Consider the following 11656-nt stretch of genomic DNA (forward strand, 5'->3'; position numbering starts at 1 on the left):
CTTCGGCTCACCCCGGGTTCGACGTCACCCGGTCGACCAGGTCGCTCCAGCCGGCCTCGAGCCGCGCCGGCGACAGCCCGCACTGCCGGGTGAGGTGGTGGATCAGGACGGGGTTGAGGTATCCCATCAGCGTGTGGGCGAGCAGTTCGGCGTCCGCGTCGGGCACCGCCTGCCGCAGCAGCAGCGTCAGGTGACTGTGGTGAACGCGGCGCACGGGCACGGAGTACCGGCGCTCCGGGCCGGGCTCGGCCGCGAGCTGCAGGTCCAGCTCGTCGGCGGCGCGCCGCAGCAGGGCGACGCCGAAGGCTCTCAGCCGCTCCACGGGCGGCGCGCCCGGCCCCAGCGGCGCGGGGCCGCTCAGGAACGCGGCCTGGAACATCTTCTCGGAGTGGTCCAGCAGCGCGGTGAGCAGTCCGGTGCGGTCGCCGAAGCGGCGGAACACGGTGCCCTTGCCCACGTTCGCGGCCGCCGCCACCGCTTCCATCGTGACTCCGGCGGCCCCGTGCTCGGCGATCAGCCGGGCGGCGGCGCACAGCAGCCTGGCCCGGTTGCGTGCCGCGTCGGCGCGCAGGCACGGCTCGTCGTCCGGCGAACCGAGTTGCAGCAGCTCGGGCTCGCCGGCGGTCTCCTCGGGTTCCGGACAGGGCGGCAGAAGGGCGGACATGAACTCAGCGTAAAGCACCGGGAATGAAACTGGACCGCGGTCCGGTTAGGGTGCTAGAACATTAAACGGACCTCGGTCCGGATTCGTAACAGCAGTGTTTCAGCCTCTGGGAGTACCCATGTCTGTCCGCATCCTCGCGCTCGTCGGCAGCCTCCGCGCCGGTTCGACCAACCGCCAGCTCGCCGAGGCGGCCGTCAAGGTCGCTCCCGAGGGCGCCGAGGTCGACCTCTTCGAGGGCCTGGCCGAGATCCCCTTCTACAACGAGGACCTCGACGTCGAGGGCGGCGTCCCGGCAGCCGCCGCCAAGCTGCGTGCGGCCGCCCAGGCCGCCGACGCCTTCCTGCTCTTCTCCCCCGAGTACAACGGCACCATCCCGGCCGTCCTGAAGAACGCCATCGACTGGCTGTCCCGCCCCTACGGCGCCGGCGCCTTCGGCGGCAAGCCCGTCGCCGTGGTCGGCACCGCCTTCGGCCAGTTCGGCGGCGTGTGGGCGCAGGACGAGGCCCGCAAGGCCGTGGGCATCGCCGGCGGCAAGGTCATCGAGGACCTGAAGCTCTCCATCCCGGGCTCCCTGACCCGCTTCGCCGAGACCCACCCGGTCGACGACGCCGAGGTCGCCGCCCAGCTGACCGAGGTCGTGGCCCGTCTGCACGGCCACGCGGGCGAGGCCGCGGCCGCCTGAGTGCGGTGACGCCACGCAGCACGCAGGCCCGAACGGGGTCCGGAGCGGTTTTCCGGGCCCCGTTCGTGCTGCACACCCCTCGCCCGGCTCGGCTCGGTCCGCCGCGAATGTCGTGCAACCTGCAGACGTCTTCCGGTCATGTCTGATAGGGCTGGGGAGATGCGCACCCTTTATCGACGACTGCTCGACCTGATGCCCCGTGTCGGCGTCCGGGTGACCGATCTCGGGCCGGGGGCGGCGGTGGTCTCGCGGGGCGGCGGCGGTCCGTACGAGGCGACCCGTGCGGACAAGGACACCTGGGTGCTGCGCCGGACGAGAGACGGCGCGCGGCCCGGCGTCGCCCAGGGCGCCGCCGCGCGGCTGGGCGACACCGCCACCCTGCTCCTCATGGACGCCCCGGAGCGGCTGGACGAGCGCAGGCTGCAGCTGGATGCCGCCGAATACCTCTGCGCCCAGCACGTCGCCGCGATGCTGGAGCTCTACGGCGTGAACTGCGTCTTCGACGTCGGGGCCAACACGGGCCAGTACGCCAAGCGGCTGCGCCGGCTCGGCTACACCGGCCGGATCGTGTCCTTCGAGCCGACGTCCGAGACGTTCGCCCGGCTGGAGAAGGCCGCCGCGAACGACCCCGACTGGCACGTGTACCAGTGCGGGCTGGGCCGCGAGGAGACGACGGCGGAGATCCACATCGGCTGGCAGACGATGAACTCCCTGCTGTCGGCGAGCGACTACGGCAAGGGCCGCTACAGCCGGTTCACGAAGGCCGACACCGAGGAGATCCGCGTCCGCCGGCTGGCGGAGGTCATGGACGAGGCCCTGGAGGGCCTCGCCGAACCGCGCCCCTACCTGAAGATGGACACCCAGGGCTATGACCTGGAGGTGTTCGCCGGAGCCGGGGAGCGGATCGCGGAGTTCGCGGGGATGCAGTCCGAGGTCGCCGTGCTGAAGCTGTACGAGGGCAGCCCCGGCATGGGCGAGGCCGTCGCGGTGTACGAGGCCGCCGGGTTCGGCATCACCGGCATGTACCCCGTGACGCGTGAGGCGACCACCGGCCGGGTGATCGAGTTCGACTGCGTGCTGATGCGCGCGGACGCGGCGCCTACGCCGTAGAGCCGCCCTCCAGCGCCTCGGCCTCCGACTCCTGGCGCTTGGAGGCCCGCAGGCTGGTGAAGGTCGTGACCGCGAGGACCAGCACGATGAAGCCCAGGGAGAACGGGATGCCGATCTCCGGCACGTGCACCCCGGACTCGTGCAGCGCGTGCAGCAGCAGCTTGACGCCGATGAAACCGAGGATGATCGACAGGCCGTAGCTGAGGTGGACCAGCTTCTTCAGCAGGCCGCCGATGAGGAAGTACAGCTGCCGAAGGCCCATCAGCGCGAACGCGTTGGCCGTGAACACGATGTACGGGTCTTCGGTCAGCCCGTAGATGGCGGGGATCGAGTCGAGGGCGAACAGCACGTCGGTGGAGCCGATCGCCAGCATCACGACGAGCATCGGGGTCATGACCCGCTTGCCGTTCTGCTCGACCCACAGCTTCGTGCCGTGGTAGCGGTCGGCCACGCCGAAACGCTTCTCCACCGACTTCAGCAGCTTGTTCTCCTCGTAATCGTCCTCGTGCCCGCCCTTCTTGGCGTCCTGGATCAACTTCCAGGCCGTCCAGATCAGGAACGCGCCGAAGAGGTAGAACACCCAGGAGAACGTCGAGATGATCGCCGCTCCGGCGGCGATGAACACCGCGCGCAGCACCAGGGCCACGAGCACGCCCACCATCAGCACCCGCTGCTGGTACTGCGAGGGCACCGCGAACTTGCCCATGATCAGGACGAACACGAAGAGGTTGTCCACGCTCAGCGACTTCTCCGTGATGTACCCGGCGAAGAACTCCCCCGTCGGCTTGCCGCCCCCGAAGACGAACACGCCGAGGCCGAACAGACAGGCCAGGACGACCCAGACGATCGTCCAGATCCCGGCCTCCCTGACCGACACGTCGTGCGGTTTGCGGCCGATGAAGAAGTCGACGGCGACGAGCGCGCACAGGGCGGCGACGGTCAGCAGCCAGACGGAGAGCGAGACGTTCACGGGTGGTACTCCTGGAGCCTGTGGGGGAGGTGAAAATCGTTGTCGCACCGGCTTGTTCCTTTCCACCCCGCACAGGTGAACAACAGGTCATGTCCTGGCAAGCTGCGCGGGTGGGGCGGGCGTCACCCGCCGAACGGCGGGCAGGTTCCGCCGTACGGCGGTGCTCACCAGGGCGGCGGATGCGCCGATCATGGGCCGCACGAGCCGCCGCGCATCCGCGTTTCGCGTGAGGAGAAGCCCATGACGTACGTGCCGCCGCCCTTCGACCCCGAACTCGCCGCCGCCCTGGAACTGATCAAGGAGATGATCCAGCCGGGGATGGCCCCCGAGGACATCGAGGTCATCCGGCAGGGACCGGGGATCTCCCTGCTCGCCGAGCTCGACCTGACCGCGGGCGGCGCCTTCGAGGTCGAGGACCGGACGGTGCCCGGGCCCGAGGGCGCCGCCGAGATCTCGCTGCTGATCTGCCGACCCACCGCGCCCGCCCCCGACCGGCCGCGTCCGGTCGTCTACCACGTGCACGGCGGCGGCATGGTCCTGGGCAACAACCGGGTCGGGGTGGACGTCGCCCTCGACTGGGCGCGGGAGCTGGACATGGTGGTGGTGTCCGTGGAGTACCGGCTGGCGCCCGAACACCCGCATCCGGCGCCGGTCGAGGACGTGTACGCCGGTCTGCTGTGGACGGCGGAGCACGCCAAGGAACTGGGCGGGGACCCGGAGCGCATCGTGATCGCCGGAGCGAGTGCGGGCGGCGGCCTCAGTGCGGCGCTCGCCCTGCTGCTGCGCGACCGGGGCGGCCCGCGGCCGCTGGGCCAGATGCTGATGTGCCCGATGCTGGACGACCGCAACGACACCCCCTCCAGCCACCAGATGGCGGGCCTCGGCGTCTGGGACCGCACGGCCAACGAGACCGGGTGGGGCGCCCTGCTCGGCGAGCTGCGCGGCGGACCGGACGTCTCCCCGTACGCGGCGCCTGCCCGCGCCGAGGACCTGTCCGGGCTGCCCCCGGCCTTCCTCGACGTGGGCTCCGCCGAGACCTTCCGGGACGAGGTCGTCGCCTACGCCACCCGGATCTGGCAGGCCGGCGGGATCGCGGAACTGCACGTCTGGCCGGGCGGTTTCCACGGCTTCGACGGCTTCGCGCCGCAGGCCACGCTGTCCCGGTCCGCCCGCGCGGCCCACCTGGACTGGCTGCGCAGGCTGCTCGCCGAGTAACCCCCGCAGACGGCTCGCCGCCCGGCGCCGGGTGCGGATCCGAGGCGGTCCGTTCCTTGGCGGGCCCGCGTGGCGCATCATGGCCGTATGAAAGAGCTGGCCGGGCGCCTGACCGCGCTGGACCCGGACGCCGGGGCCGCGGTGCAGGTCATCGCCTACTTCGACCGGCTCGCCGAGTCGCGGGCCGGGGTGGAGGCGCTGGTGCGCGGGGCCGCGGTGCTGGCCGGGGTGCCCGCGCGGCTCGTCGACGCCGACCGGCGGGTGCGGATCCGGGTGGAGGCCGACGGCGCCCGCCGGGACACGGACCTGCCGCCGGACCCGGCCTGGCCGTCCACCGGCCTGACGCCCGACGGCGCTCCCGCGCTGTGGCTGGAACGCACCGGCGCCGTGCCCAGCGTCGTGGACGCGGTGATCCTCGAACGGGCGGCGGGCGCGGCACGTCTCGTCCTCGACCGCACCCGTGGACGGGCGCCGCTCGACGATCCCGCCCTCGTCGAGACCCTCCTCGACGCCACGGCCGCCGAACCGGCCCGGCTGCACGCGGCCCGCCGACTCGGCCTCGACCCCGCCGCCCCGGCCCGCGCGCTGGCCACGCCCGGCGGCCGGCCCCGGGTGCTGCCCGCGGACGCCCGGGACGCGGCACCCGCCGGCCGGGCCGGTGTCGGGCCCGCCGTGCCGGTGCCTGACCTGCCCCGCTCCTGGACCGCGGCCCGCACCGCGCTCCGCTTCACCGCGGACGGCACCGCGCAGGACCCCGGCCCCCGGGTCGTGTACGCCGACGAGCTCGGCGGCGTCGCCCTGCTGGCCGACCTCGTGGCGCCGGGCGCCGAGCCGCCGCCGGACGTCCACGCCGTCGAGGCGGCCGCCGCGGACGCCCCCTGGCTGCTCGCCACCCTGTACGCCGTCACCGCCACGGCCAGTCTGCGGGCGGCGGCCGCCGAGGCGAACGTCCACCACTCCACGCTCCAGGACCGGCTGGTGCACGCCGAGCATCTGCTGGGGTGGCCGGTGCGCACGCCCCAGGGCCGGCTGCGGCTGCACCTCGCGCTGACGATGCGGCGGCTGGCGCGGCCGTAGCGGCGCCTGGCGGGGCGGGCGTTCAACCGATCGGTTGAACGGGGGTTCCACCGGACGCGGGTCGTCCGATCCGTCCGGACGACGCGGACCGGCCGTCGGGCCCGGCACACTCGGCATCGACCGTGGCGCCCGGTCCTCACCCCCCTCCGAGTCCTGAGAGGTCTCCTCACCATGTCCGGATTCCCCAGCAGAAGGCGTCTCCTCGCGACCGGGGCGGGCGCCGCCCTCGGCCTCGGCGCTCTCGGCACGGCCCCTGCCTCCGCGACCACGTCGTCCACGTCTCCCCGTCGGACCGGCTCCGGCGGCGAGGAGACCCGGTCGCTCGACGAGCTGTACCGGGCCGCGCTCGCGGAAGGCGGCAAACTCGTCGTCTACGCCGGCGGGGACACCCCGACCCAGCAGGACGGCACCAAGGCGGCCTTCAAGGACCGCTTCCCGGAGATCGACCTGACGCTGATCGTCGACTACAGCAAGTACCACGACGTGCGCGTCGACAACCAGTTCGCCACCGACACCCTCGTCCCGGACGTGGTCCAGTTCCAGACCCTTCAGGACTTCGACCGCTGGAAGCGGCAGGGCCGACTGCTGCACTACAAGCCCGCCGGTTTCTCCAAGGTCTACGACGGATTCAAGGATCCGCAGGGCGCATGGGTGGCCACGGGCGCGATCGCCTTCAGCTTCCTGTACGACACGGCGGCGGCCGGGTCGACGAGGGCGCTCACCCCGCTCGACCTCGTCGCCCCGGAGTGGAAGGGCAGGATCGCCTCGTCCTACCCGCACGACGACGACGCGGTCCTCTACCTCTACACGCTCTACGCCCGCACGTACGGCTGGGACTGGGTGGCCAAGTTGGCTGCTCAGGACGTGCAGTTCGCGCGCGGCAGCAACTCCCCGGGCGATGCCGTCTTCGGCGGGCAGAAGCCGATCGGGGTCGGTACCGCGGGGTCCGCCGTCGGCTCGTCCCCCGTGACGTTCGCCATCGGCGCCGGACACCCGTTCATGGCGTGGGGCCAGCGCACCGCCGTCCTCAAGCAGGCCAGGAACTCCACCGCCGCCAAACTTTTCCTCAACTGGCAGCTGTCCTTGGAGCACCAGCAGGGGTCCTTCAACGGCTGGTCGGTGCGCACCGACGTCACTCCCCCGGCCGGACTGAAGCAGATCTGGGAATATCCCAACGCCCATGTGGACGGCTTCCCCCGCTTCATGGCCGACCGCGCCGAGGTCGAGCGCTGGAAGCAGACGTTCGCGCTGTACTTCGGCGAGGTCAAGGGCGACCCGACGCCGGGCGTGCTCGGGCTGCACCCGGGGGCGTGACGGACGGCACCCGCCGTCCTCACACCGGCCCTACAGCTGACGGATAGACTCGGCACCCCTGTTCGAACGGATCACCGTCCAAGGGCGTCCAAGGGGTTTCTGCCGTGTCCGACCGTGCTCCCGTCCGTACCTCAGCGAGGGCCGCCCGCGGGAGCCGGTGGGCGTTGGCCCGTCTCTCGCATCTGACGTTCTTCCTCGTCGTCGGCGCGGGTCTGGTGCGGCTCGAGAAGCTGAGGATCGGCCTGTGCTGGGACATCGTGACCGTCAGCGGGCTGCTGGCGCTGGTGTACGCGGGCGGGCTCGCGGCCGGGGACCGGCTGGGGCGGTTCGGCCGGCCCGTGTGGGTCGCGACGCTGCTGGCGCTGTGGACCGTCCTCGTCCTCCTCGCTCCCGCGGCGCTCACCGGGGCCTACGTGTGGTGCGCGGTGCCGCTGGCCTGTGTGGCGCTGCGCGCGCTCGGCCGCCGGGCGGCCGGGGTGGCTGTGGCCGCGCTGACCGTCGTGCTGGCCGGTCAACTCACCCGCAGCGTCGGTCAGTTCGACCCGGAGATCGTGCTGATCCCGGTGGCCGCGGTGTGGGGCACGGTGTCCCTCTACCGTACCCAGCAGCGCGACGCCGCCGAACGGCTGCGGCTCGTCGAGGAGTTGCAGGGCGCCCGGGACGTGCTCGCCCGGCAGCAGCGTGAGGCCGGGGTGCTGGCGGAACGGGCCCGGATCGCCCGGGACCTGCACGACACGCTGGCGCAGGAACTCGCCGGCGGCGTCATGCTGCTGCAGGCGGCGGACCGTGACTGGGACGCCCGTCCGGACGTGGCCCGGACCCGGGTCCGGGCCGTCGCCGACGGACTGCACGCCAACCTCGCCGAGACCCGCAGGATCATCCGCGACCTGACGCCGTCCGCCGTGGACGAGGCCGGTCTGGAGGGCGCACTGCGGCTGCTGTGCGCCCGCGCGGAGGCGGAGGGGGCCGCGGCCCGGGTGCGGTTCCGCTCACTGGGCGCACCCCGCCCCGCCGTGGACGGCCGGACGGCCGCGACCCTGTTCCGGGTCGCCCAGAGCATGCTGGCCAATGTGCGCGAACACGCCCGCGCGGGGAACGTCCTGGTCACCTTGCACGGACACGCCGACCGGGTGGAGCTCGAAGTGCGGGACGACGGCGCGGGGTTCGACGCGGGCCGGGGCGCAGCCGCTTCGGGTCCGGGCCGCGGGCTCGGACTTCCGGCGGCCCGGACCCGGCTGCGCGAGTGCGGTGGCGATCTGGAGGTCGGCAGCGCGCCCAGGCGGGGTACGTGGGTGCGGGCCACGGTGCCCGCGTCGTCGACGGCCCGGCCCGTGGGCGCGCCGAGTGCGGTGGCCGCCCGGTGAGCGGCGCCCCGTTGCGTCTGCTGCTGGCGGACGACCACGCCGTCGTCCGGGCCGGGCTGCGCGCGCTGCTGGAGGGTGAGCCGGACCTGGAGGTGGTCGCCGAGGCGGGCACCGGCGAGGAGGCCGTGCGGCTGGCGGCGGCGCTGGTCCCGGACGCGGTGCTGATGGACCTGCGGTTCGCGGGCGCCGGCGGGGCCGGGATCGACGGGATCGAGGCGGTGCGCAGACTGCGGGTCGCGGCGCCGGAAGTCCCTGTGGTGATGCTGACGAGTTACTCGGGTCGGGTCGATGTCGTGCGGGCGCTGGAGGCGGGGGCGCGGGGCTACGTCCTGAAGGCCGGTCCGCCCGAGGAGTTGTTCCGGGCCGTGCGCGGCGCGACCGCCGGAGCGCTCGGCCTTGCCGCGGACGTGGTGGGCGAGCTGGTCGCCCAAGTCTCCGATCCGGAGCGGGAGTTGAGCGGGCGGGAGGTGGAGGTGGTGCGGCTGCTGGCGGACGGGCTGAGCAACCGTTCCATCGCCGAGGCCCTGTTCCTGAGCGAGGCCACCGTCAAGACGCACCTCGTGCGGCTCTACCGCAAGCTGGGCGCGGACAACCGGGCGGCCGCGGTGTCGGAGGCGGTACGCCGGGGGCTGCTGGACCTCGCCTGAGACGTACGACGAGGGGCGCCCGGCCACGTGGGCGCCCCCTCGTCGTCTCCCGCGGCTCAGACCTCGGCCTGCTCCGGCGCGAGGGCCGGGTCGGCCGGGTGCTCGTCGGCCGCCGCTGTGCGGGCGGCGGGGATGACGGCGGCGATGGCCGCGGAGACCAGGGCGAGTCCGCCGCCGACGAGGAGCGCGGTGCGGAAGCCGTCCTCGGAGGCGAAGGTGTGGCCGCCCATGGTCGTGGTCATCTGGGCGAGGATCACACCGATGACGGCGGAGCCGATCGAGGTGCCCAACGAGCGCATGAGGGCGTTGAAGCCGTTGGCGGCGGCGGTCTCCGTGATCGGGACCGAGCTCATGATCAGGGCGGGCATGGCGCCGTAGGCGAGGCCCACACCGCCGCTGGTGATGATCGTGACCAGCATGACGCCCCAGGCGGAGCCGATCAGGGCCATGGACGCGAAGTAGCCGGCGGCCAGGACCAGGGTGCCGCAGACCAGGGTGAACTTCGGGCCGCGGGCGTTGGTGAGCTTTCCGCCGAGCGGGGAGACCAGCATCATCACCAGGCCGCCGGGCGCGATCCACAGGCCGGCCGCGAGCATCGACTGGCCGAGGCCGTAGCCGGTGGCCTCGGGGAACTGCAGCAGCTGCGGCATCACCAGCATGCTCGCGTACATGCCGAAGCCGACGAAGACCGAGGCGACGTTGGTCAGGAGCACCCGGGGGCGGGCCGTGGTGCGCAGGTCGACCAGCGGGTCGGTGGTGCGCACCTCCCACAGGCCCCAGGCGAGCAGCGCCACGACGGCGACGGCGAACAGGCCGAGCGTGGTGGCCGAGCCCCAGCCCCAGTCGGCGCCCTTGGAGACCGCGAGCAGCAGGGCGACCAGGCCGACGCCGAGGCCGATCGCGCCGGGCAGGTCGAAGCGCTGCCCCTTGGCGCCGGCCGGGACGTCGGGGACGAGCAGGTAGATCAGGACGGCGACGCCGGCCGCCAGGGCGGCGGAGCCCCAGAACAGTGCGCGCCAGTTCGCGTACTGGGCGACCGCGGCGGCCAGCGGCAGGCCGATCGCGCCGCCGATGCCCATGGAGGCGCTGACCAGCGCGATGGAACCGCTGAGCTTCTCGGCCGGCACGACGTCGCGCAGCAGGGCGATGCCGAGGGGCACCATGCCCATGCCCACGCCCTGCAGGCCGCGGCCCACGATCATCGTCACGACGTCGGAGGCGAACGCGCACACCACCGAGCCGACGACCAGCGGCACGGAGCAGGCGAGCAGCATCCGGCGCTTGCCCAGCAGGTCGCCGAGGCGGCCGACGACCGGCACGCACACGGCCGCCACCAGCAAAGTGACCGTGATCACCCAGGCCGCGTTCGAGGACGAGGTGTCCAGGATCTGCGGCAGTTCGGCGATGAGGGGCGTGACCAGGGTCTGCATGATCGCCGCGGTGGTGCCGGCGAAGGCCAGCGTGGCGATCACGGCGCCTGGGCGGGCCGTGGTCTGGGGGGCGTCCATGGGTGGACTCCTCGGTGGTGTCTGGGGATCGACGGTGAAGGATGTGCATCGTACATGTCGTATGCATCAAGCACATGATGTGGGAGGTGCACAGGGGTGTGCCACGATGGCCCCATGGAGTCGCCGACGCACGAGGTCGAGTACGAGCAGATGCTGCTCAGCCGCCACACGTTCCTGAACCAGCGGGGCGGCCGGCGCAAGAACAGCCTCTTGGAGCGCAGCGCCTACATCATGCTGAGCCGGATCCGGGTCCAGGGGCCCATGTCGATCGGCGAGCTCAGCGACGCCTTCGGCCTGGACGCCTCGACCCTCAACCGGCAGACCGCGGCGGCGATGCGGGCGGGTCTGATCGAGCGCATCCCGGACCCGGAGGGCGGGATGGCCCGCAAGTTCCGGCTCACCGACGAGGGCGCCCGGCTGCTGGACGCCGAGCGCGAGGGCATCGTCGAGGTCCTGGACCAGGTGATGCAGGACTGGCCGGACGAGGACAGAGCCGCCTTCGCCGCCTATCTGCGGCGCTTCAACAACGGCATCGAGGCCGTCGGCGGCCGCCCCTGGCCGCGCCCCTGACGGCCCGCGCCGACGACGTCTTCGGGTTCAAGAGCTGACGGGCTCAGCCCAACTGCTGGATGGTGCCGCCGAGTTTGGGCCGGAACTGCTCCAGCAGCTTCGGCTTGGCGCTGACGACCCAGCGGGAGCCCACGAGGTACTTGCCGCCGTAGATGCTGGCGGACTCCAGCCACGTCTCCTTGTACTGCTCCTCGGGGAAGGTCGTGATGAGGTAGTCGGCCTCCGCCGTGTGGCAGACGCCCTGGCGCAGTTCGTCCGCCTCGATGCGGATCTTGGCGGTGCAGCCGGTCAGGCCGGCGATCACCTCGACCTTCGCCGGCGCCACGACCCCGGCCGCCGGAGCGGCGGTCACCGCCGTGGGCGCCGGGGTGCTCTTCGCGGACGCGTCGTCCTCGCCGCCGCCGCCGCTGCACGCGGCGGCGAGGGGAAGCAGGGCCAGGCTGCCGGCCAGTGCGGCACCGCGCACGAGGCGGGCCGTGGACTGCTGAAGCACGTGCAACTCCGTTTTCGGCGCGCTTCCCGGCCACGCCTGTGG

12 protein-coding genes are annotated in these 11656 nt (G+C 72.8%); 8 read left to right on the plus strand and 4 right to left on the minus strand.

The window, feature by feature from the left end:
- Window positions 1-7: 7 nt before the first annotated feature.
- Window positions 8-664, minus strand: a complete 657-nt coding sequence (locus ACIBAF_RS06250) for a TetR/AcrR family transcriptional regulator (protein WP_399461941.1) — start codon at window positions 662-664, stop codon at window positions 8-10.
- 118 nt (window positions 665-782) lie between these two features.
- On the opposite strand from ACIBAF_RS06250, the gene ACIBAF_RS06255 reads away from it, so the two are divergent.
- Both ACIBAF_RS06255 and ACIBAF_RS06260 read left to right on the plus strand, forming a co-directional pair.
- The gene (locus tag ACIBAF_RS06255) at window positions 783-1346 is read left to right on the plus strand and encodes an NAD(P)H-dependent oxidoreductase (protein ID WP_399461942.1); all 564 of its coding nucleotides are present in this window, start codon (window positions 783-785) and stop codon (window positions 1344-1346) included.
- A 159-nt stretch (window positions 1347-1505) separates the two neighbouring features.
- Window positions 1506-2456, plus strand: coding sequence for an FkbM family methyltransferase (locus tag ACIBAF_RS06260; protein ID WP_399461943.1), 951 nt, complete (start codon window positions 1506-1508; stop codon window positions 2454-2456).
- Here the strand turns inward: ACIBAF_RS06260 and ACIBAF_RS06265 are convergent.
- A complete protein-coding gene (locus ACIBAF_RS06265; protein WP_399461945.1) occupies window positions 2446-3426 on the minus strand; it encodes a TerC family protein in 981 nt (326 codons plus the stop codon). The two genes, ACIBAF_RS06260 and ACIBAF_RS06265, sit on opposite strands and share 11 nt — an antisense overlap.
- Before the next feature lie 240 nt (window positions 3427-3666).
- Here ACIBAF_RS06265 and ACIBAF_RS06270 point away from each other — a divergent pair, with 240 nt between their 5' ends.
- From ACIBAF_RS06270 to ACIBAF_RS06290, 5 genes are all read left to right on the plus strand, one after another.
- A complete protein-coding gene (locus tag ACIBAF_RS06270; RefSeq protein WP_399461946.1) occupies window positions 3667-4641 on the plus strand; it encodes an alpha/beta hydrolase in 975 nt (324 codons plus the stop codon).
- An 87-nt stretch (window positions 4642-4728) separates the two neighbouring features.
- Window positions 4729-5718 carry a helix-turn-helix domain-containing protein gene (locus tag ACIBAF_RS06275; protein ID WP_399461947.1) on the plus strand — a complete coding sequence of 330 codons (990 nt, stop codon included), beginning with the start codon at window positions 4729-4731 and terminating at the stop codon, window positions 5716-5718.
- A 171-nt stretch (window positions 5719-5889) separates the two neighbouring features.
- Window positions 5890-7032, plus strand: a complete 1143-nt coding sequence (locus ACIBAF_RS06280) for an ABC transporter substrate-binding protein (RefSeq protein ID WP_399461948.1) — start codon at window positions 5890-5892, stop codon at window positions 7030-7032.
- A gap of 104 nt (window positions 7033-7136) precedes the next feature.
- Window positions 7137-8396 carry a sensor histidine kinase gene (locus tag ACIBAF_RS06285; protein ID WP_399461949.1) on the plus strand — a complete coding sequence of 420 codons (1260 nt, stop codon included), beginning with the start codon at window positions 7137-7139 and terminating at the stop codon, window positions 8394-8396.
- Window positions 8393-9043 carry a response regulator gene (locus ACIBAF_RS06290; RefSeq protein WP_399461950.1) on the plus strand — a complete coding sequence of 217 codons (651 nt, stop codon included), beginning with the start codon at window positions 8393-8395 and terminating at the stop codon, window positions 9041-9043. Before ACIBAF_RS06285 ends, ACIBAF_RS06290 begins: the two co-directional genes overlap by 4 nt.
- Window positions 9044-9099: 56 nt before the next feature.
- Here the strand turns inward: ACIBAF_RS06290 and ACIBAF_RS06295 are convergent, their stop codons facing one another.
- Window positions 9100-10551 carry an MFS transporter gene (locus tag ACIBAF_RS06295; protein ID WP_399461951.1) on the minus strand — a complete coding sequence of 484 codons (1452 nt, stop codon included), beginning with the start codon at window positions 10549-10551 and terminating at the stop codon, window positions 9100-9102.
- 114 nt (window positions 10552-10665) lie between these two features.
- On the opposite strand from ACIBAF_RS06295, the gene ACIBAF_RS06300 reads away from it, so the two are divergent.
- Window positions 10666-11121 carry a MarR family winged helix-turn-helix transcriptional regulator gene (locus ACIBAF_RS06300; RefSeq protein WP_399461952.1) on the plus strand — a complete coding sequence of 152 codons (456 nt, stop codon included), beginning with the start codon at window positions 10666-10668 and terminating at the stop codon, window positions 11119-11121.
- 43 nt (window positions 11122-11164) lie between these two features.
- Here ACIBAF_RS06300 and ACIBAF_RS06305 read toward each other — a convergent pair whose 3' ends face one another.
- A complete protein-coding gene (locus ACIBAF_RS06305) occupies window positions 11165-11614 on the minus strand; it encodes a hypothetical protein (RefSeq protein ID WP_399461953.1) in 450 nt (149 codons plus the stop codon).
- Between the last annotated feature and the right edge of the window lie 42 nt (window positions 11615-11656).

The sequence above is a fragment of the Streptomyces sp. NPDC051677 genome, assembly GCF_044453465.1.
Classification (GTDB): Bacteria; Actinomycetota; Actinomycetes; order Streptomycetales; family Streptomycetaceae; genus Streptomyces.